Here is a 19,143-nt window from a genome sequence, read left to right as displayed (position 1 = left end):
CTGGTCGCAGTGGCGACGCGCGTTCCTCGTCATGGTGGCCACCCGGGACAAGCCTGGGCACAGGCTCCGGGCCGCCATCCACGCCTTTTGCCGCATTCAGCACCGCCAGGTGTGGATGGCGGGCCTGCGCCCGCCATGACAACAGGCCAATAACTTCGTCCCAAGCAAACTGCGGTTTGCCGTGCCCGGGCTTGTCCCGGCTACCGGCCATGCCGGTTGAAGCGTTCGCGCGACACGTGGAGCGGTTGTTCTGCCTCAGGCCCTAAGAGGACATCAGGACCGGCAGCGTGATCTGACGCAGCAGCGTGCGCGTCACGCCGCCCAGAATAAGTTCGCGCAGCCGGGAATGCCCGTAACAGCCTGCCACGATCATATCGGCCTTGATACTTTCTGCATGCCGCAGAATTGCCTCACCGATGTCGGATGTTTCGGCCTGGATACATACCGTTGTCGCCGTGGCGCCGTGAGCGTTGAAGTGGCGCACGATATCCTCGCCGCTGGCGCCATCGCCTTCCGTCGCGTTCACCGTCAGCACTGTGGTGTGCTCGGCCGCAGCGATGATCGGCAGGGCATCATGGACCGCACGCGCCGCAGCCCGGCTTCCGTCCCAGCCGACCAGCACGTGCCGACCCGGGTCCGTTGTCCCGTCCGTGCCCGGGATGATCAGGGTCGGCCGCCCGGACAGGAACAGCACCTGCTCGACCAGGCGCGGAAGATATGGCAAATTCTCCATTTCGGGCTTCCAGTGCCCGAGAATGCAGAGATCGACGCTGCGGGCCCGCAGCGGCACGATCTCGTCCGCCTTTCCCGCCTCGCACAGCCACTCGGCCTGCACGCCGGCGGCCTGGGTTGCGCGCTCGAACTGCTCCCGCGCCGTCGCGGCGGCTGTTTCGATCGCCGTGTCGAACGAGCCAATGACCCTGTTCAGTTCGTCGGCTGGATACAGGCCAAGTTCGGCGGCTCGCTGCTGGGTAAGCTGCGCGACGCTGAGATCCTTGACGTAGAGCCCTGTCAGCCGGGCGTGGTGCCGCGCAGCCATGGCGACCGCGGCCTGGAGCCGCTGCAAGCTGTGCCCGGTCGGGTCGAGGTGAACAAGCAGGCTCTTGAGCGGCATCCAATCCTCACGTGCAGAGGCAACGATACGGGCAGGCATATCGCCCTCGGCACGATACGATCGGGATTCATTGGCGACAAGTAAAACAAGACGGCTGCAGCGACACAAAAGGGTGGAAAGTCGTTGCAGGATATCCGGTTCGACGGTTCTCCTGCGCCTGCAGGATTCCTGCTGGAGCCGGTCCGGGCCCTGGCGGAACCGGCGCTTCCTGCCCCGGAACATGCACACGCCGTCACTCCTTTCCGGCTGCCGGATCATGCCCAAAATCCCGGCGCCCCGTCAGGAAGCGAGATCGTCACGCACGCCGCCTGCCGTGCCGCCGCGGTCAGATCGGCGATGCCGCGCCACGACTGTTCAGCGGCCGTGGCCGCCACCACCATGGCCCATTCCGCCGTGGCCAAAGCCGCCGTGGCCGAAGCCACCATGAAATCCTCCCGCTCGCGCGAAGCCGCCGTGAAATGCTTCGGCTCGCGCAAAACCGCCGTGCCAGCCGGCGTGACCCCATCCTCCATGGCTCCAGCCATGATCGAATCTGTCGTGAAAATCGTGGTCGAAGCGCCGGAAGCCGTACACGCCACCGCCGAGAACGATAGGGAATCCCGCATAGCCGTAGCCATAGGGGTATCCATAGCCATAGGCGGCGTATGTCGGCCCATAGCTGTAGCCATACGGGTATGCATAGTCGTAGCCACCGTAATTGGCGCAGCCGCTGAGCAAACAGGCGGCACCAAGCGCCAGAATCAGCTTACGCATGGTACTTCCTCCCAGAGTCCAGGTCGGGCGGGCGTGACAGGGTAGCAAGGCGGGAATGATCAACCTGTCGTGCTCGGGTGGCGTCAACCAACCGGTACCGGGATGCCGCGCCGCAGGTGCACGCCGGTCAGCGGAACCTTTCACCGAGCGCCGGAACGCAGGCTGGGCCGGTGCTTCCGTGCCTTGCCGGTTTCAAGGCGAGCCGGCAATAGCAGTGGCCGGTGATCCTGCCCACCGGCCCGGTGGGTTGACGAGCCACGCAGCAGGCCGCCTTGCCGTATCCGAGGAAGCCGGTTTCATCGGCAACCAGCACCGAAGCTGATATGGTCGGCATCTTCGCCGCATCCGTTCGCTCGACGGCGCGGCGTCATGCCGGCGACCACGGCCGGAAATCGGCTGCCGGCGCCACGGTGCACCCGCTTCGGCCGATCAGGGGATGACCGGCAGGACGCCTCGCCACGTCTGGCCGATTGGCCGCCTCAGGGAGGTAATCGTTACAGACGTTATTATCGCCTGCGCGGAGGCTGCTTTCGCCGTGTCAGCAGCAGGTTGACCAGATCAGGCTGTCGAACCACTCATCGAAGTCTCGCGGGGCGGCCTGCGACGGCGCCGTGGGATCCGCAGGAGCGGGGTTCTGCAAGCCAGCGCCACCACCCTTCTCCCGTTCAATCTGCCGCAGGCGTTCGGCGATGGATCCGAAGTCTTCGCAGATCAGCATGGCTTGCTTCCTGTCACAAATATCCTGACCGCAGGCGTGCAGCCCCGGCCCGTACGGACACATGGCGCAGCCGCGCCTGCAAGTCAAACTATTCCGGGTCAATGACATTCTTGTCTGGCAACACTGCCATGCCGGCCGCGCGAGCGTCCTGACAGGTTGCAAGGAAACTTTCCGCGCCCGCTATTCCCCCATCAGCCCGTCCCGCACCGCCTGCCAGCTTGCCCGATCCGGCGCGCAGATCAGACCGCCGCTGGTATGCCGCGGCGCGTAGGGGGAGCCATCGAAGCGCGCGCTGTAGCCGCCTGCCTCCTGGTGCAGCAGCCAGCCCGCGGCGTGATCCCACGGCATCAGGCGGTTGAAGAACAGCACGTGGCAGAACCCTGCCGCCGCCATGCGGTATTCGTGCGCCGCGCAGCGCAGCCACGTCGCCGAGCCGAGCTTCGGCAGGTTGGTCAGCACCGTCGTGCGCAGCGGCTCCGGCAGGTAGTGTGTGCCGGCGATCGCCTCCATCCGCGCCAGCGGCGCCGGCGCGGCGACATGCAGGCGCAGCGGCGGGCGCCCCTCGCGTGACAGCCACGCCCCCTGCCCTTTCAGCGCCCAGGCGCTGTCCCGGCAGACCGGGTCGTGGATCACGCCGGCCACGACCGCGCCGCGCACGATCGCCGCGGCCATCGTGCCGAACAGCGGCAGCCCGGCAACGAAGTTGCGGGTGCCGTCGATCGGATCGACGACGAAGGCCAGCGGCGCGTCCGCCAGGCGATCGAGCAGCGACGGGTCCGCCGCGGTGGCTTCCTCGCCGACGACCAGGGCGCCCGGGAAATGCGCGCGCAGCCCGGCGGCAATGGACCGCTCGGCGGCCTCGTCGGCCTCGGTCACCGGGTCGAACACCGACGTCTTGTGGCGCACGTCGCCGTCCGCCAGCGTCTTGAAGCGCGGCATGATTTCCGCCTGCGCGGCTTCGGCGAGGATGCCGGCGAGGCGGTCGATCTCGGGGTGGGAGAAGGTCAAGCGCTGGCTCCGTTCGTGGTTTGAGATGCTGGTATCCGGCCGGCGAGGCGGTTCGTTGCCTTTGCGGGAGATCGTGCGCATGCTGGCACCGTGGCGTGTGTTCCGCGGCCTGTCATTTTTAACACGGAGGAAGCGGAGGACTACGAAGGGCGACGGAGTTGGCCAGCCGGCGCACCGGCACCGCGATGGCGGAAAATGGGCGAGGGGTCCGTCGCCTATCCGTCATGGCCGGGCGTGTCCCGGCCATCCACCCCCCGCCGCCTGTGCGCAGCTGGCCGGGACACGCCCGGCCATGACGACAGAGAAACGACTGACGCCGGCGAGGCCGTATTTTCATAGGAAAAGCAAAACGGCGCGTCGCGCGAAGCGCCTTGCGGCCGGAGCGAATGACCCGCGCCCCAATGACCCGCCCCCCCGTTGACCAGTCCCCGGTCTGAACCACCCACAACCTAAACCGGCAGGGTCACCCGCGCCCGCAGTCCCCCCGCCGGCCGGTTGGCCAGCGTCACGTCCCCGCCATGCGCCCGCAGGATGTTCCGCGCGATCGGCAGGCCCAATCCGACGCCCCCGGTCTCCCGGTTCCGGCTCGGCTCGCCGCGATGGAACGGCTCGAACACCCGGTCCATCTCGGCCGGGCTGATCCCCGGCCCATCGTCCTCGATCTCGATCACCACCATCCGGTCATCCTGCAGCGCCAGCCGCACCCGCGCGGCGCCGCCGTAAGTCACCGCGTTGGTCACCAGGTTCACCAGCGCCCGCTTCAGCGACAGCGTCCGCGCCTGCACCGTCAGGTGCGACGGCCCCTCGTATGTCAACCGATCCGCCACGTCGGGGCGGGCGTCGCCGGCATCGTCCAGGATGGTGCGCAGCAGTTCCGCCAGGTCGATCGAGGTCACCGTCTCCATCGCCCGCGAATCCCGCCCGAACGCCAGCGTGGCCGAGACCATCGCCTCCAGCTCCTCCAGGTCCGCCAGGATCTTGCCGCGCTGCTCGTCATCCTCGATGAACTCGGCGCGCAGCTTCAGCCGGGTGATCGGCGTGCGCAGGTCGTGGCCGATGGCGGTCAGCAGCTCGGTCCGGTCCTGCACGAAGCGGCGGATGCGCGAGGCCATGGTGTTGAACGCCACCGCCGCCACCGCCACCTCGGTCGGCCCGTTCTCCGGCAGCGGCGGGGCGTTGACGTCGCGGCCCAGCGCCTCGGCCGCCTCGGCCAGCAGCCGCACCGGCGCGGTCAGCCGGCGCACCGCCCACAGCGTCAGCACCGCCGCCACCGCCGTCATCAGCGAGAACGCCACCAGGAATGTCGGCGAGTGCCACGGCCGCAGCGGCTCCAGCTTGGCCCTGACGTTCAGCCACTCGCCATCCGGCAGCCGCATCGCCACCACCACTTTGCCCCAGGGATGGCCGCCGTAGATCACCATCTCCCGCCAGCGCAGGTTGGGCGCGCCCATCCACACCATGCTCATGTTGACGCGCAGCAGCCGCTGTTCGGGCGTCGGCATCTCCGGCATGTCGACGTCCGGCGGCGAGCCGGCCAGGGCCGCGGTCAGGTCGGGGCCACGGTGCAGGTCCGCCAGCACCGTTGGGCGCCGGCCCGGGTCGGTCAGCGCTATGGTCCGGTAGAAGCTGGCCACCCGCACCGCCAAGTCGCGGGCCTGGGCCAGGCGCTGCACGTCCATGCGGTCCAGCGCATGGATCGTCAGGCCGGCGACCTGCACGATCGCCAGGCCGAGCAGCAGCACCAGGGCCGTACGGGTGGCCAGGCTGCGCGGCCACAGGTAAAGCTTCATAAACGATCAACAGTCGCGGCGAGCACATAGCCGCCGCCGCGCACAGTCTTGATCAGCTGGGCGTTGCGCCCGTCGTCCTCCAGCTTGCGGCGCAGGCGGGAGACGGCGACGTCGATCGCCCGGTCGAACGGGCCGGCCTGGCGGCCGCGCAGCAGATCCAGCAGCATGTCGCGCGTCAGCACCCGGTTCGCCCGCTCCACCAGCGCCAGCAGCAGGTCGTACTCGCCGCCGGTCAGCGCCACCTCCACCCCGTCCGGGTTCAGCAGCCGCCGCCGCGCCGGCTCCAACGTCCAGTCGGCGAAGCGGTAGCCGCGCACCGCCGGGTCGTGCCGGACATCGGCCTGGTCGCCGGCACGGCGCAGCACGGCGCGGATGCGCGCCAGCAGCTCGCGCGGGTTGAACGGCTTCGGCACGTAGTCGTCGGCGCCGAGTTCCAGGCCGATGATCCGGTCGGTGTCCTCGCCCATCGCAGTCAGCATCACGATCGGGATATCCGACTGGCCGCGCAACCAGCGCGCCAGGTCGAGGCCGGACTCGCCCGGCAGCATCAGGTCCAGCACCACGAGCTGGTAGTGGCCGTTAAGCCAGGCCCGCCGGGCTTCCTTGCCGTCGCGTACCGCGGTGACCCGGATGCGCTGCTTTTCCAGGAAGCGGGCCAGCAGATCGCGGATCTCGCGATCATCGTCGATAACCAGGATGTGCGGTGTCGGCTCCATAGTCTGTTACATAAGCCCGAGCGCGCGAAACTGGAACGGTTGTTGCATTTCCTTGCAATTCGTTGCCCCTCCCCGGCAGGCCGCCGCGTCATTTATAAACCTGTCGCATACGAATGTCGCAAAACAAGGAGGTTTCCATGCGTCAGACGATCCTCGCCGCCGCTTTGGCCTTTGTCATCGGTGGCGCTGCCACGGGCGCGGTGCTGTCGCAGGCCCAGCCTGCCCCGCCCGCGCCGCCGCCGGGCATGCCGATGGGCATGATGCAAGGCCACGGCCCGCAGGGCATGATGGGCATGATGCAAGGCCACGGCCCGCAGGGCATGATGGGCTGCATGCACCACCCGGAGCATGAGGGCTGGCTCCACCATATGCGCGACTTCGCGCTGGTCTACCGCCATCCGGACCGGCAGTTGTCGGCCGCCGACGTGCAGAAGATCGCCGAGGCGTTCCTGCTGTGGAACGGCAACCACACCTGGAAGGTCACCGACGTCGCCGCCACGGCTAACGGCCCCATCGCCTTCAGCATCGCCACGCCGGAAGGCTCAGTGGTGGCGAAGTTCACCATGGACCCGCATACCGGTCACCTCGCCCGCGTCGGCTGATCCCCGCCCTTGCCCGCCCCGGGTCCGCGGCGCCACTCTGCCGCCATGGACCCGGGCACTGCCTTTCCGCATCCGCCGCCACAGGCACTGGCGGCGATCGAGACCCTGATCGGCCTCGACCGTGATTTCGCCGGCATCCTGCAGCGTGCCGGCCCGCTGCCCTGGCGGACGCGCACCCCCGGCTTTCCCGGCTTGCTGCAGGCGATCGTGGCGCAGATGATCAGCAACCAGGCGGCCGCGGCGATCTGGGGCCGCGTCTGCGCCATCCCCGGCGCGCTCGACCCGGCCACCCTGATCGCCCTGCCGGAGGAGACGCTGCGCGCCGCCGGCTTCTCCCGCCCCAAGGTGGCCCATGCCCGCGCCCTGGCCGCCGCCTTCCTGGACGGCACGCTGGACGCCGGCAGGATCGCGCTGCTGGACGACGAGGCGGCGATCGTCACCATCGGCGCGATCAAGGGGCTGGGCCGCTGGACCGCCGAGATCTACCTGCTGTTCGCGCTGCACCGGCTGGACGTGTTCCCCGCCGGGGATATCGCCCTGGCGGCGGCGGTGGCGGACCTGAAACGACTGCCGGCGCGCCCCGGCCCGCAGGCGCTGCGGCAGCTTGCCACCGCCTGGCAGCCGGTGCGGTCGCTGGCGGCGCGGCTGCTGTGGCACCACTGGCGGCACGTCACCGGCCGCCCGGCGATGGATGACCTGAAGCGGCTGTAGCGGTTCGGACACCACAAGAACCACCTGGCGCGGCCTGCCGAACGGGCGTTCCCGGTCAGGGCCGAAACGTTCCAGGCGTGCCGCCCTTGCGCGCCGGATAGACCAGTGACCGGACAAACCAGTGATCAGCCGCAAGCCTCCCTGTGGCGCCGTTCCGCCCGTCCATGTCGCCCGATAGGCGCGGTCATTCCGTTCCACGCATGCCGGGGCCCGCCGCGTTCAGCGTCCCCGGCTTTGCAGCGCCCGATCCAGCCGGTCCGACAGAGCCGCGGTGAAGACAGGCTCCCAGCTTCGGATGTGCCGGCTGATCAGTCGTGCGATCGCATCAGTCTCGCCCCCCGATGCCATGTCGATCAGTTGGTAGTGCTCCATGACGGACGCGACCTGGCGCTGTCGTCCGGCTGCCGAGTCCAGGCCGTAGAGGCGCATGCCGTCGCGCAGATCCATGATCATCTTGGTCAGCATCGCATTGCCGAGGCGCGACACAAGCGCCAGGTGAAAAGCGCGATCGGCTTCGATATAGCCGCGGCTGTCCTCCCGTTCGACGGCGGCGGCAATCGCGTCGGCCAGCCCGCGCAGCGGCTCCGTATCGGCCAGCCGCTGCCCGGCCAGGCCCACCATCGCAAACCGCTCCAGCAGTTCGCGCAGGGCGAACCCGTTTCTCAGGTCTTCCAGCGTCGTCGCCTCGACCCGGAAGCCACGGTTGCGCACGGGCGTGATCAACCCGCTGTGGCTCAGTTCCAGGAGTGCCTCGCGAACCGGCGTGGTCGACACGCCGATCTCCTCGGCCAGAGTGGGGACGGAATACATGGTCCCGGGGCCGGCGTGGCCCGACACGATGTCGGCCCGGACCCGCCGCAGCACCATGTCGCGCAGGCTGGTGACCGACTCCGGAGTCCGTTGTGATGCGTCCAGGGCGAGCCTCCTTCCGGTGGATCACGTTTCGCTGTTGGGAACATAGGTTGCTTGCACCCAATGTCACGCATAATAGTAGCGCACTACTGTAGAACGTGACATTTTATACCCCTCCACCCCGTCACGACCCAGAGGCGGCTGCAATGACCGACGATGCCCTGAAACGCTGGATCTGCCTTGGCTGTGGCTTCTCCTACGACGAAGCCATGGGCCTGTCGGCACATGGCCTGACACCCGGCACACGCTGGCGGGACATTCCGGAGGATTGGGTCTGCCCCGATTGCGGCACGCCGAAATCCCGCTTCGAAATGGTCGAGATTCCCTACGCCGCCGGGCAGCCCGCGGCACAGGTCGCCGCCTGATCCCAGCCAAAAGCCGAGGAAACCATCATGAGCAACGCATTCGTCCTGCATGCCGATGAGCGCGGCTACGACAAAATCCTCTCCACCGGTGCCACCGCCGCCTATGCCGGCGGGCATCCCGATGCGTTCATTACCCGCTGCTCGAGTTTCAACTTCGGTGACTACCAGGACGGGCGGCCCGGGTTCGGCCGCATCCGGGTGTTCGGCGACGAAGCGTTTTACCATCCGGGATGCAGCTACAACATGCATCCCCACCACAACTTCATCATCTGTGCCTTCGTACTGGAGGGAAAGCTCACGCACATCAATACGCTGGGCCAGATCGATGAACTGGGCCCCGGCGACTACTATGCCTTCTCGGCCGGTTCCGGCGGTCTGCACGAGGAGCTCAACCGCCACCAGGAGCCGATGCGGGCCATTTACCTCTGGCTGCTGCCGGACCGGCTGCTGCTGCCGCCGTCCTACGAACGTGGCCATTTCGATGCCACCGCCGGGTTGAACCGGATCAGCGCCCTGGTTGGCGACCAGGCCGGCACGCTGACGATACCGCAGGACGCCGGGGTGTCGCGGCTGGTGAGCAACACGCCTGGCACGTTCCGCTACCGGCCGCGCTCGGCGGGACACGGCGTCTATGCCTTCGTCATCGACGGCATGGTGCGCTGCGACGGCACGACGCTCAAGCGGCGGGACAGCAAGGCGGTCTGGGGCGCCGACGAGATCATCTACGAGACGCACGCCGGGGACACCGACGTCCTGTTGGTCGAAACCATCATCTGAACGTGCGGCCGGCGCCGCGCCGGAAGACCGGTCCGGCGCGGCACGCATCCCGGGCCCCGGGCCAGGCCGATCGGCCTGCCATGCGCAACCCTGCCTGCCGTCTCCCGCCGGGACAATCGCATCGGCCGGTGTCATCGTATAATGCACGCCCATATGCAGCGCCGCGCACAGGAGACCTTGTCCCGATGCCAGACCCCAGACTGACCGTCACCCGCCAGGACACCATCGCCATCGTCACCTTCGACCGGCCGGAGCAGCGCAACGCCTTCGACCTGGCCATGTGGCGCGGCCTGCGCACCATCATGCACAACCTGTCCTCGGACGACTCGCTGCGCTGCGTCGTGCTGCGCGGCGCCGGGGAGAAAGCGTTCTGCGCCGGCGCCGACATCGGCGCCTTCGCCGAGGAGCGCGGCACCCAGGAACGCGAGGCGGAATACGCGCATGTGCTGGATACCAGCATGCAGTCGATCCGCCTGTGCCAGCATCCGGTGGTGGCTATGATCATGGGCCATTGCCTGGGCGGCGGCGCCGGCATCGCCACGATGTGCGACTTCCGCGTCGGCGGCGAGGGCATCCGCCTGGGCATCACCGCCCGCAACCTGGGCGTCTGGTACCCGTATGCCGAGATCGACCCGATCATCACCCTGGCCGGCACCGGCGTCGCCTCGGAAATGCTGATCGAGGGCCGCATCTTCAACGGCCGCGAGGCCTACGAAAAAGGCCTGCTGTCCCGCGTCGTGCCGGACGACAAGGTCGAGGCGGAGGCGATGGCGCTGGCGCAGCGGATCAGTGAGGGCAGCCCGCTCTCGGCCCGCTACCACAAGGCCGCCCTGCGCAAGCTGCGCGGCCCGCTGCCGATCACCCGGGCCGAGGAAGAGGCGACCAGCGACTTCACCCGCACCGAGGATTTCCGCAACGCCTGCCGCGCCTTCCTGGCGAAGCAGAAGCCGGTGTTCCAGGGGCGTTGATATACCCGTCTTCCTGCGGAATCCCAATCTCGCTTTGGCCTCGCGCGCTCCCACCTCAATCCAGCGCGTGTAATACCAACGCCCTGTTCAACGACCGTTCTCGACTCGAAGCCGACTTCGCACCGGATTTCTGCACCGAAAAAGCCCAGCATGATCAATGGCCGAGGCACGGTGCAGAAATTTTGCTCTATGCACGCGAAGTCAATGCCGCAATGATGCGGCACGCCGCAACCGTGCCATGCCGGCAGTGCGGGCGGGCAACGGCAACAGTCCGATCCGCTCGTAATAGCGGATGGTTTCGACCTTCATATCGGTTGGTGGGCGAGTTCGCCGATGCTCTATGTTTCGAGTGTCATTCCTGGCCCTGTAGCGGCTACAAGGTTCATGTGGTGCGCGAGCCCGCTTCCGTCGAGGTGACACATGGATACCAACCTTTCCGGTCAGTCCAGTTCAGGCACCACCCAGCCAGAGTCGAGCTGCCACGACGCTTGCTGCACGGGTGTGCCGGCGCACGGCGCGGCGAACAATCCCGATCGTGCAGCACTGATCCGGCGTGCTTTCATGCTGGAATACACGACCGTGGGCTGGATGCTGGTCGAGGCCGCTGTTGCCATCTGGGCCGGCGTGCATGCGGCAAGCGTGTCCCTGCTCGCGTTCGGAATCGACAGCGTTATTGAGCTTGCCTCGGCTGGCATCCTGATCTGGCGATTGACCGTTGAGCTTCGTCGCGGGCAGGCATTTGCTGAAAGTGCGGAGCGCGTGGCGAGCCGTATCGCGGGAGGCTTGCTGTTTGCACTCGCCGCCTATGTGGTGATCGCGGCAGGCTGGAAGCTCCGGACCCAAACGGGCGCAACGTTCTCCTGGCCGGGTCTTGTCGTCACTCTGCTGGCGATGCCGGTGATGTATGTCCTCGCGCGACAGAAGATCACAGTTGCCGACGCGCTCGGCAGTCGCGCCATGCGCGCCGACGCAATGGAAAGTGTGACGTGCGGCTGGCTGTCTCTCATGGTTGTGGTGGGCCTCGTTGCCCAAGGTCTCACCGGTGCCTGGTGGGTTGATTCCGTGACCTCACTCGGCATCGTCTGGTTTCTGGTCAAGGAAGGGCGCGAGGCATGGCGTGGTGAAGATTGCTGCTGCGATTGACCGCGACATTCCGCCGGTGCCGGCAGACGTGAACAAACCTGCGGCTTCCGGGTATACCGGCGGCTCGCAGAGCCGACCGGTCCGCGCGTGGGATCGGCGGGGTCGTTGTGCGCCAGACCAACCACATGGCAGCGACCGCTCACCCGCAAAAACACCGCTCGCCAGTAACCTTTGATTCACGATTGCCGGTCATGCTGGCGCCGTGCGGCAGTCAGCCCCCTTTCTGATCGAAACCCATCACCCCGCGACGTTTCGCGCCCGCGGGGTGGCCACGCCGTTCACCACGCCGCTGCTGGCCGGCACCCGGGTGCGGGAGTCCGAGAAGACCGGCATCGAACTCGTGGTGCCAAATCCGTCCGGCGGCCGCGGCGTCTATATCCTGGACTGGGCCGGCGTCCGTTCCCTGGGCACGCCGACGGTGCACGACACCGTGCTGATCCGGCGCCTGTCCGGGTCTGGCCGGCTCGATCCCGCCGCCATGCGCAGCGCCGCGCTGGCGGTGGCGCAGGACGGCTATGCCGGCCGGGACGCCGTTGTCGCGGCGACGCAGGCCATCGCCGATACCGGCGCGCAGAGCCTGCAGGCGCACTTCCTGCTGATCGTCCGGCTGGTCGAACAGGTGCAGCCCATCGGCCCGGCGGCCACGTTGACCGCCGCGCGCATCGGCGATATCGATCGCCGCAGCAGCGCGGTCCTGCACCGCCTGGCGCCGATGATGGGCCGCGCGCCGGCCGAGCTCAACGACGGCCTCAGGGCCATCGGCGATCTCTCCGCGCCGATCGGCCTGGCCGATCAGGATGGGGATGCCCGCATACCCCGCCTGCTGGCGCGCATGCAGGAGACGCAGGACTCCCTGGAGGACTGGCTGCGCGCCGACATGGGCCACGATCTCGGTGGCCTGGGCCGGGCCATCGCCCGCGCCATGCGCATGGCGGCCGATATCGGCCACGCCGTCCTGGCGCTGACCCGCGCCGCGTTGGCGGATCCCGTCGGCCTGCTGCGGCGATGGTGCGCCGAGCCGGACAGCGTCACCGCGATCGCCACCCGCGCCGACTGGCTGCTGGATGGGTGGGAGTGGGTCTGCCTGCTCTGGCTGGCGGCTATGAGCGATGAGGCCCGCCGCATGGCGCTGCTGGAGATCGCCCAACTCATTCCCGTGCAACCGACGGAAGCCGGCGCCTGGACCGATGTGGCGGTGCCGGCCGAGGCGATGCAGCAGCCTTGCCGGGTGACCAGCCGCGAGAATGCCTGGCGCAGCGGCGGCGCGGCGTTCGCCCTGATCGGGCGCAACGAGAGCCTGCGCGCCATGAGCCGGTGACCGCCATGGCCTTCTGCCCACCTCCGTTGCGCGACCGTGATCTGGGTGGGGTCACGCGTGATGTCGCCGGGGCGCCGGATGCGCAGGTGATGCGGATTGTCGCCACGGTCGACGCCATGGCGAGCCGCGGCGCGGCGGACGACCTGATCGTGCCGTTGCGCCAGCGCCTGGCCGTGCTGCGCCCGCCGCGGCCGCTGCGTTTCGTCCGGCTGCTGTTCCACCCGCTCGATCCTGTCATCGTGCCGGCCGCGCAGTGGCGCCCGGGGCAGGATGAAATCCCACGCACCGCGTTGATGCCGATGGCCGACTGCCTCCGTCACGCCATGGGCGTGCAGGCGCGGGCGATCGACGCCGCGATCCGCGGCCATACCACATCCGAAACCGCCCTGGTTGCGACGCAGGGGCAGATACTTTGGTCGGCCGCCGGCGCCATCCTGGCCAACGCCACCGCGCCGCCGCTGTGGCGCGAGACCGAGGTGGCGGAGGCGATGTTCGCGCCGCTCGCCCGCCGCGCCGGCGCGCTGCTGGCACAGATGCCGGCGCTGCACCGGCTGTGCGTAGAAACTGTCCACGGGCTGCTGCCGCCGAGCCCGGAAGCGCTGCAGGCGATCCTGCAGGGCGTCTCGGCCGCTGACGAGACCGCCCTGCCGATGCTGGTCAGGCTGATGCTGAACCGCCTGCCGCAACTGGCGTCGCTGCTGGCCACGCATCCCGGCGCCGCCGGTCCGCAAGTGAAGGTCGCGCTGGACCAGGCGATCGACAGCCTGCTGGACCAGTTGACGGCGGAGGACGGCGTACAAGCGCAGATCGCCGGCGCCGGCCTGGCCGAGGCCAGCGTCGCGGTGCGCCGCATCGCAACCCTGCTGCGGCAGATCGAGGACGGCACTGTCCGGTCGGCCCGGCGCGCCCAGGTCGCGGTGATCCGCCAGCAGGTCGATGCCGGTTGCCGCGCCCGCTTCGCCACCGGCCTGCAGGACCAGGTCCTGGCACGGCTGCACATGGCCACGGACCAGGATGTGCCGGCGCTGGAGGCGGCGGCGCGCGGGCTGCGGGCGCTGGAGACCGAAGCACGGGTCATGGGTGGCCGCTCCGCCTATGACCGGATGCTGTCGCAGGCGGCCGAGGCCATCAAGGCCGAGAACGGGCTGGACCGGACGGACCAGGTCCGCCTGGTGGAGATCCTGGCGGGTTCGGACGCGGCGCTGGCGATGCTGGATAGGCGGCCTGACGAGCGGTAGAGGGAGGCGAGTTGCCGCCCCACCGTCATGGCCAGGCGTGTTCCCATAGCCATCAGGGCCGTAAAGGGATTTGGCGCGTTGATTCCAGTCAACGGCAGCCGCGGCAACACCCTATACTGTGGCGGCAGCCAGCTGCGTGCCGGAGCCGACAATGAAGCTGAACCGCAACTTCTTCATCATTTTCTGGTTTTTCGTGATCACGCTCGTCGGCGTCCTGCTGCTGCAGGATCTGGCGGTGACCTCGAAGGTGACCAAGACCATCCCGTACAGCCAGTTCGAGACGTTGCTGGACGCCGGGAAAGTCAGCGACCTGGTCGTCGGGCCGAACCAGATCACCGGCGCGCTGCGCGACGCGCCACCGAACGAGCCGCAGCGCTTCCTGACCTACCGTGTCCCCGAGGACATCGCCAAACGGCTGACCCAGGCGAAGCAGACCTTCTCCGGCGAGCCGTCGTCCGGCACCGCGGCCTCGCTCCTGGGCTGGCTGCTGCCGATGCTGGGCTTCCTGCTGATCTGGGTGTTCATCGGCCGCTCGATGGGCGGCCAGGGCCTTGGCGGCATGATGGCCGTGGGCAAGAGCAAGGCGCGCATCTACGTCGAGAAGGATACCAAGACCACCTTCGCCGACGTGGCCGGCGTCGATGAGGCCAAGGCGGAACTGATGGAGGTGGTGGATTTCCTCAAGGACCCCGCCCGCCACAGCCGCCTCGGCGCCCGCATGCCCAAGGGCGTGCTGCTGGTCGGCCCGCCCGGCACCGGCAAGACGCTGCTGGCCCGCGCCGTCGCCGGCGAGGCGGGCGTGCCGTTCTTCTCCATCTCCGGCTCGGAATTCGTCGAGATGTTCGTCGGCGTCGGCGCCGCCCGGGTGCGCGACCTGTTCGAGCAGGCGCGGGAGACGGCGCCGGCGATCGTGTTCATCGACGAACTGGACGCGCTGGGCCGCGCCCGCGGCTCGATCCTGCCCGGCGGCGGCGGCCATGACGAGAAGGAGCAGACGCTGAACCAGTTGCTGAGTGAGCTGGACGGGTTCGACCCGACCAGCGGCGTGGTGCTGCTGGCGGCGACCAACCGGCCGGAGATCCTCGACCCGGCCCTGCTGCGCGCCGGCCGGTTCGACCGGCAGGTGCTGGTCGATCGCCCCGACCGCAAGGGCCGGGTGGACATCCTGCTGGTGCACCTGAGGAAGATCCAGCTGGCGCCGGCGGTCTCGGCGGACACGATCGCGGCGCTGACGCCGGGTTTCTCCGGCGCCGATCTGGCCAACCTGGTGAACGAGGCGGCGCTGCTCGCCACCCGCCGCGGCGGCGAGGGCGTGACGCTGGACGATTTCACCCAGGCGATCGAGCGCATTGTCGCCGGGCTGGAAAAGCGCAACCGCATCCTGAACGCGCACGAACGCGAGGTGGTGGCGCATCACGAGATGGGGCACGCGCTGGTGGCGATGGCGCTGCCGGGTGTCGATCCGGTGCAGAAGGTCTCGATCATCCCGCGCGGCATCGCCGCCCTGGGCTACACGATGCAGCGGCCGCTGGAGGACCGGTTCCTGATGGACCGGACCGAGCTGCAGAACCGCATGACGGTGCTGCTGGGCGGCCGGGCGGCGGAGACGCTGATGTTCGACGAGATCTCCACCGGCGCCGGCGACGACCTGGCGAAGGCGACGGACATCGCCCGCAGCATGGTGGTTCGTTTCGGCATGGACCCGGACCTCGGCCAGGTGGCATACGAGCCCGAGGCGCAGCAGTTGCTGGACGTGCCGATGCACCACGACTGGCAGCCGCGGCGCTATGGCGAGGCAACCGCCTGCGCCATCGACGCCGCGGTGCGGGCGCTGATCAACGACGCCTATCACCGCGCGCTGAACATCCTGACGGACAACCGGGCGCTGCTGGCCCGGGCGGCCCGGACGCTGATGGCGAAGGAGACGTTCTCCGCCACCGACCTGAAGGAGCTGGGCGCCGGTCTGGTGCTGCCCACGCCGCAGACGCCGGTGCCGCAGGCTGCGACCAGCCTGGCGGCGGCTACGAGCGTGACGGCGCCGCTTGAGTCACTGTGATACCAGCGACGGTACCCATCGGGCCTGGCGCAGAACAATCGCTGTCGGCTCTTGTTGGGTTCCGGGGTGGTGGGATGTCTCACGGTAGGCGCAGAATAGTGCGGACCGCGGCAGGTTGCCGCTTCCCGTCATGGCGGCTACCCGGGACAAGCCCGGGCACAGGCTCCGGGCCGCGATCCACGCCTTGCGGTGCTGATTTCGGCAGAAGGCGTGGATGCCGGGCCCTCGCCCGGCATGACGAGGTAGCAACGACTGCCGCTCATTCAACGCTTCCGGGGCTGCCTGGCCTGACCACCCCGGAACCCAATAAGAGCCTCGCTGCCATTGCCGCACGGACAGTCCAACCGCCATGGCCGGCGCAAGTGTACCGCCGTCATGGAGGCCCCGCGGCCACCACGACGCGGAGGGGCCGGTGCGCCGGCTTTGGCGGATTGGTTATCGCGCCCCGGGCCCATTGGCCGCTTTCGTTCGGCAACGCCAGCGGCCTCGGGCCCGCGCCGATGACGACCCGGAAAGGCCGCGCGGAATGCGTTGCGTCAATTCTCCCTGCGCGCCACGCGGTAGAATACCGGCAAAGCTTCACCGGCCACTGCCGCCTTGCAGGAGGAGTCATTCATGTCGAACCTGCCCAACCTGCTGATCGTCGTCGCCGACGGCGAACACGCCCGTTTCCTCCGCCTTGCCGCCAACAACGCCCTGCATTGTGAATGCGCCTTCGATTCGACCGCGGCGCACAAGCAGTCATCCGACCTCGGAACGGATCATCCCGGCGCATCCATGCACACCGGCTCGACGGCGCACCATGCGCTGAATCCGCAGCACGACCCGAAGGACCTGGAGAAGCTGAAATTCGCCGGCTTCGTGGCGCAGCGGATCAATGCGGCCGCCGCGGACGAGGGCTTCGGCAGGTTGATTCTCGTCGCGCCGCCGCACATCCTGGCCGCGGTGTATGCGGAGCTCGATACCAGATCGAAAGCGTTCACGCTCAATACCCTGGCGAAGGACCTGACCAAGGTGCCCGACCACGAACTGTGGCCGCACGTGAAGACGTGGGTCCCGCGCGTTCATCGGTTCGTGAACACGCCGGCAGCCGCCCGTTGATTTCCGTCAACGTACGCAAAGGCGGCACTGGATAAATTCGCCGCACCTCCAGGAACGAACCAAGAGGAGACCCAACCGATGGCTGACACGCCCGTACCCGTCAAGCAGACGACCGCACTTGCCTCGGGCGCACCCGATTACTGGCGCTCGTTCAAGACCGAGATGGACCGGCTGTTCGACCGGTTCACCAGCACCTTCGGCGTTGCCCCGTTCCAGGCGTTTCGTTCCGAACCCGGCTTCAGCATGCCAACGCCCGCGGTCGACATCACCGAGGACGACAGCGCCATCAAGCTGACCGCCGAACTGCCCGGCATGACGGAAAAGGACATCCAGGTTTCGCTGTCCGGCAACACCCTGACCATCAAGGGCGAGAAACGCCAGGAACGCGAGGAGCAGGACAAGGGCTATCACCTGTCCGAGCGGAGCTACGGCGCGTTCCAGCGTTCCTTCCTGCTGCCTGACGCCGCCGACTGCGACAAGGTCGACGCCTCGTTCGCCAACGGCGTGCTGAGCGTGACTGTGCAGAAGTCGGCCCAGGCCGCGCCGAAGAAGATCGAAGTCAAGGCCGCGGCCTGAACAGCCCGGCCGGTCCATGGGACGGGGACGGCACTGCCTCCCCGTCCCGCAGACGGAGTATCGAAATGATCGGCATTACACTGTCGCCGGAACAAATTGGCCAGGCGCCGCCGGAAGTCCGGCGCTGGCTGGAGCAGCAGATCGTCGGCGTGCTGAACGCCTCGCGCGGGCGGCCCGCCATGCAGCCGCCCGAGCGGCACCTGATTGGCTGCGATCTCGCCACCGCCCGCGGCATCCTGTCGCTGATCAACGACATCCTGCCGGTCATGAACGTGTTCTTCGAGCTTGCGCGGGAACCCGCGGTGGCGACAGCGCAGGGCCTGCGCGCGCTGCGCCTGGACGACATGGCACGCCACGCCCGGCTGCAAGGGCCGGAGCAGGTGATGGCCTGCCTGCGTGCCGTCGATGAGGCGCTGCAGCGCGTCAGCGGCGCGCCCGACGCGCTGCTGACGGCGCTGGATGGTGCCGGCCACTGCCTGGTGGCCGACACCACCGCGCGCAGCATCCTCGCCCTGTGGCAGGAAATCGTCGCCGCCCGCGACCTGGCCCCGCGGCCGGCGGCCGATGCGGCGCCCTATGCCGGCGGCATGGCCGGTCAGCAGGCGTACGACTCCGGCATGCCAGCCGGCGCGCCCCCGGGGGCAATGGATGGGCATGCGGCCGCCTGACGCGGTGACGCTGCCCGCAACAGTGGATGCCGGCCCCGGCATAGCCCCTGGTACGGCCCCTGGCATCGCTCCCGGTATCAGCAGTCGCGGAAGCACGCACAGGTGAAACAGATTTGACGCAGATCAACGCTTTCGCGGCAGCGTGCAGGCAGCAACAGCCTCGCGGTGAACCTCCAGGGAGACGTAGCTTGTACGCATATGCATTGCGCGCCGGCCTTGTTCTGACGGCGCTTCTGGCTGCAAGCCCGACGTCCCGGGCCGCGGCCCTGGCCGGAGACCCCCAGGCCGGCCATGCGATGGCGCAAAAATGGTGCACGAACTGCCACATCGTTGATTCCGGGCAGAAGCGGGGCACCAGCACCGGCGCCCCGACCTTCGACGCGATCGCGCAGATGAAGACGACCACCGAAATGGGCCTGCACGTCTTCCTCCAGACGCCGCACGACCGGATGCCCGACCTGCACCTGACCCGCAACGAGATCGACGACGTCTCGGCCTATATCCTCAGCCTGAAGCGTTGACCGCAGGCGCCGCGGCGCCCGTGCCGCCTGACCGCCGTCATGGCGGCAGCCCGGCGCGATGACTGCTTTCGTTCGGCAGGTCCGCCGC

Annotated in this window: 20 protein-coding genes and 1 pseudogene; 13 read left to right on the top strand and 8 right to left on the bottom strand. The window is 68.4% G+C overall.

Annotated features, from left to right (window positions below):
- Positions 1-262: 262 nt before the first annotated feature.
- The 6 genes from CCS01_RS23120 to CCS01_RS23095 form a co-directional block, all read right to left on the bottom strand.
- The gene (locus tag CCS01_RS23120) at positions 263-1,372 is read right to left on the bottom strand and encodes a universal stress protein (protein ID WP_104521121.1); all 1,110 of its coding nucleotides are present in this window, start codon (positions 1,370-1,372) and stop codon (positions 263-265) included.
- A 96-nt stretch (positions 1,373-1,468) separates the two neighbouring features.
- Entirely contained in the window at positions 1,469-1,867 is a 399-nt protein-coding gene (locus CCS01_RS23115; protein WP_104521120.1) for a membrane lipoprotein lipid attachment site-containing protein, read from the bottom strand.
- Positions 1,868-2,405: 538 nt separating this feature from the next.
- On the bottom strand, positions 2,406-2,585 hold the full coding sequence (locus CCS01_RS23110) for a hypothetical protein (protein WP_104521119.1): 180 nt from the start codon (positions 2,583-2,585) through the stop codon (positions 2,406-2,408).
- A gap of 180 nt (positions 2,586-2,765) precedes the next feature.
- Complete coding sequence (locus tag CCS01_RS23105) at positions 2,766-3,593, bottom strand: inositol monophosphatase family protein (RefSeq protein WP_239992359.1); 828 nt, start codon at positions 3,591-3,593, stop codon at positions 2,766-2,768.
- 449 nt (positions 3,594-4,042) lie between these two features.
- Complete coding sequence (locus CCS01_RS23100) at positions 4,043-5,383, bottom strand: ATP-binding protein (protein ID WP_104521117.1); 1,341 nt, start codon at positions 5,381-5,383, stop codon at positions 4,043-4,045.
- On the bottom strand, positions 5,380-6,099 hold the full coding sequence (locus CCS01_RS23095) for a response regulator (protein ID WP_104521116.1): 720 nt from the start codon (positions 6,097-6,099) through the stop codon (positions 5,380-5,382). Before CCS01_RS23095 ends, CCS01_RS23100 begins: the two co-directional genes overlap by 4 nt.
- Before the next feature lie 137 nt (positions 6,100-6,236).
- Here CCS01_RS23095 and CCS01_RS23090 point away from each other — a divergent pair, with 137 nt between their 5' ends.
- Positions 6,237-6,701 (top strand): hypothetical protein, encoded by a 465-nt coding sequence (locus CCS01_RS23090; protein WP_104521115.1) that lies wholly within the window; start codon positions 6,237-6,239, stop codon positions 6,699-6,701.
- 45 nt (positions 6,702-6,746) lie between these two features.
- Positions 6,747-7,412 (top strand): DNA-3-methyladenine glycosylase family protein, encoded by a 666-nt coding sequence (locus CCS01_RS23085; protein ID WP_104521114.1) that lies wholly within the window; start codon positions 6,747-6,749, stop codon positions 7,410-7,412.
- A 219-nt stretch (positions 7,413-7,631) separates the two neighbouring features.
- On the opposite strand, the gene CCS01_RS23080 is transcribed toward CCS01_RS23085, so the two are convergent.
- Positions 7,632-8,279 carry a GntR family transcriptional regulator gene (locus CCS01_RS23080; RefSeq protein WP_104521113.1) on the bottom strand — a complete coding sequence of 216 codons (648 nt, stop codon included), beginning with the start codon at positions 8,277-8,279 and terminating at the stop codon, positions 7,632-7,634.
- 191 nt (positions 8,280-8,470) lie between these two features.
- Here CCS01_RS23080 and CCS01_RS23075 point away from each other — a divergent pair, with 191 nt between their 5' ends.
- From CCS01_RS23075 to CCS01_RS23065, 3 genes are all read left to right on the top strand, one after another.
- Positions 8,471-8,689, top strand: a complete 219-nt coding sequence (locus tag CCS01_RS23075; RefSeq protein WP_170114664.1) for a rubredoxin — start codon at positions 8,471-8,473, stop codon at positions 8,687-8,689.
- Between the two features lie 27 nt (positions 8,690-8,716).
- The gene (locus tag CCS01_RS23070; protein WP_104521112.1) at positions 8,717-9,466 is read left to right on the top strand and encodes a pirin family protein; all 750 of its coding nucleotides are present in this window, start codon (positions 8,717-8,719) and stop codon (positions 9,464-9,466) included.
- Positions 9,467-9,651: 185 nt separating this feature from the next.
- Complete coding sequence (locus CCS01_RS23065; protein ID WP_104521111.1) at positions 9,652-10,434, top strand: enoyl-CoA hydratase/isomerase family protein; 783 nt, start codon at positions 9,652-9,654, stop codon at positions 10,432-10,434.
- A gap of 231 nt (positions 10,435-10,665) precedes the next feature.
- Here the strand turns inward: CCS01_RS23065 and CCS01_RS23060 are convergent.
- Positions 10,666-10,743: pseudogene (locus CCS01_RS23060) on the bottom strand (MerR family DNA-binding transcriptional regulator); the annotation flags it as partial.
- Positions 10,744-10,854: 111 nt separating this feature from the next.
- On the opposite strand from CCS01_RS23060, the gene CCS01_RS23055 reads away from it, so the two are divergent.
- The 8 genes from CCS01_RS23055 to CCS01_RS23020 all read left to right on the top strand — a co-directional run bounded on the left by CCS01_RS23055 (position 10,855) and on the right by CCS01_RS23020 (position 19,055).
- Positions 10,855-11,577, top strand: coding sequence for a cation diffusion facilitator family transporter (locus tag CCS01_RS23055; RefSeq protein ID WP_104521110.1), 723 nt, complete (start codon positions 10,855-10,857; stop codon positions 11,575-11,577).
- Between the two features lie 202 nt (positions 11,578-11,779).
- A complete protein-coding gene (locus tag CCS01_RS23050) occupies positions 11,780-12,895 on the top strand; it encodes a hypothetical protein (RefSeq protein ID WP_104521109.1) in 1,116 nt (371 codons plus the stop codon).
- A 5-nt stretch (positions 12,896-12,900) separates the two neighbouring features.
- A complete protein-coding gene (locus CCS01_RS23045) occupies positions 12,901-14,133 on the top strand; it encodes a hypothetical protein (RefSeq protein ID WP_146101916.1) in 1,233 nt (410 codons plus the stop codon).
- A 151-nt stretch (positions 14,134-14,284) separates the two neighbouring features.
- On the top strand, positions 14,285-16,189 hold the full coding sequence (gene ftsH / locus CCS01_RS23040; RefSeq protein ID WP_104521107.1) for an ATP-dependent zinc metalloprotease FtsH: 1,905 nt from the start codon (positions 14,285-14,287) through the stop codon (positions 16,187-16,189).
- Between the two features lie 615 nt (positions 16,190-16,804).
- Positions 16,805-17,290, top strand: coding sequence for a host attachment protein (locus CCS01_RS23035; RefSeq protein ID WP_104521106.1), 486 nt, complete (start codon positions 16,805-16,807; stop codon positions 17,288-17,290).
- 78 nt (positions 17,291-17,368) lie between these two features.
- A complete protein-coding gene (locus CCS01_RS23030; protein WP_104521105.1) occupies positions 17,369-17,866 on the top strand; it encodes an Hsp20/alpha crystallin family protein in 498 nt (165 codons plus the stop codon).
- A gap of 65 nt (positions 17,867-17,931) precedes the next feature.
- Entirely contained in the window at positions 17,932-18,534 is a 603-nt protein-coding gene (locus CCS01_RS23025) for a hypothetical protein (RefSeq protein ID WP_104521104.1), read from the top strand.
- A 203-nt stretch (positions 18,535-18,737) separates the two neighbouring features.
- Positions 18,738-19,055, top strand: a complete 318-nt coding sequence (locus CCS01_RS23020) for a c-type cytochrome (RefSeq protein WP_146101915.1) — start codon at positions 18,738-18,740, stop codon at positions 19,053-19,055.
- The last annotated feature ends 88 nt before the right edge of the window (positions 19,056-19,143 follow it).

Origin of the sequence: Rhodopila globiformis (assembly GCF_002937115.1) — a bacterium.
Lineage (GTDB): Bacteria > Pseudomonadota > Alphaproteobacteria > Acetobacterales > Acetobacteraceae > Rhodopila > Rhodopila globiformis.
This window is presented reverse-complemented; position numbering and strand designations above follow the sequence as displayed.

Bases quoted from the DNA above. Each gene is read 5' to 3' on its own strand.
- CCS01_RS23120 (WP_104521121.1), bottom strand. From the start codon at position 1,372: ATGATCCGGCAGCCGGAAAGGAGTGACGGCGTGTGCATGTTCCGGGGC.
- CCS01_RS23115 (WP_104521120.1), bottom strand. From the start codon at position 1,867: ATGCGTAAGCTGATTCTGGCGCTTGGTGCCGCCTGTTTGCTCAGCGGC.
- CCS01_RS23110 (WP_104521119.1), bottom strand. From the start codon at position 2,585: ATGCTGATCTGCGAAGACTTCGGATCCATCGCCGAACGCCTGCGGCAG.
- CCS01_RS23100 (WP_104521117.1), bottom strand. From the start codon at position 5,383: ATGAAGCTTTACCTGTGGCCGCGCAGCCTGGCCACCCGTACGGCCCTG.
- CCS01_RS23095 (WP_104521116.1), bottom strand. From the start codon at position 6,099: ATGGAGCCGACACCGCACATCCTGGTTATCGACGATGATCGCGAGATC.
- CCS01_RS23090 (WP_104521115.1), top strand. From the start codon at position 6,237: ATGCGTCAGACGATCCTCGCCGCCGCTTTGGCCTTTGTCATCGGTGGC.
- CCS01_RS23085 (WP_104521114.1), top strand. From the start codon at position 6,747: ATGGACCCGGGCACTGCCTTTCCGCATCCGCCGCCACAGGCACTGGCG.
- CCS01_RS23080 (WP_104521113.1), bottom strand. From the start codon at position 8,279: ATGGTGCTGCGGCGGGTCCGGGCCGACATCGTGTCGGGCCACGCCGGC.
- CCS01_RS23075 (WP_170114664.1), top strand. From the start codon at position 8,471: ATGACCGACGATGCCCTGAAACGCTGGATCTGCCTTGGCTGTGGCTTC.
- CCS01_RS23070 (WP_104521112.1), top strand. From the start codon at position 8,717: ATGAGCAACGCATTCGTCCTGCATGCCGATGAGCGCGGCTACGACAAA.
- CCS01_RS23065 (WP_104521111.1), top strand. From the start codon at position 9,652: ATGCCAGACCCCAGACTGACCGTCACCCGCCAGGACACCATCGCCATC.
- CCS01_RS23055 (WP_104521110.1), top strand. From the start codon at position 10,855: ATGGATACCAACCTTTCCGGTCAGTCCAGTTCAGGCACCACCCAGCCA.
- CCS01_RS23045 (WP_146101916.1), top strand. From the start codon at position 12,901: ATGGCCTTCTGCCCACCTCCGTTGCGCGACCGTGATCTGGGTGGGGTC.
- ftsH (WP_104521107.1), top strand. From the start codon at position 14,285: ATGAAGCTGAACCGCAACTTCTTCATCATTTTCTGGTTTTTCGTGATC.
- CCS01_RS23035 (WP_104521106.1), top strand. From the start codon at position 16,805: ATGTCGAACCTGCCCAACCTGCTGATCGTCGTCGCCGACGGCGAACAC.
- CCS01_RS23030 (WP_104521105.1), top strand. From the start codon at position 17,369: ATGGCTGACACGCCCGTACCCGTCAAGCAGACGACCGCACTTGCCTCG.
- CCS01_RS23025 (WP_104521104.1), top strand. From the start codon at position 17,932: ATGATCGGCATTACACTGTCGCCGGAACAAATTGGCCAGGCGCCGCCG.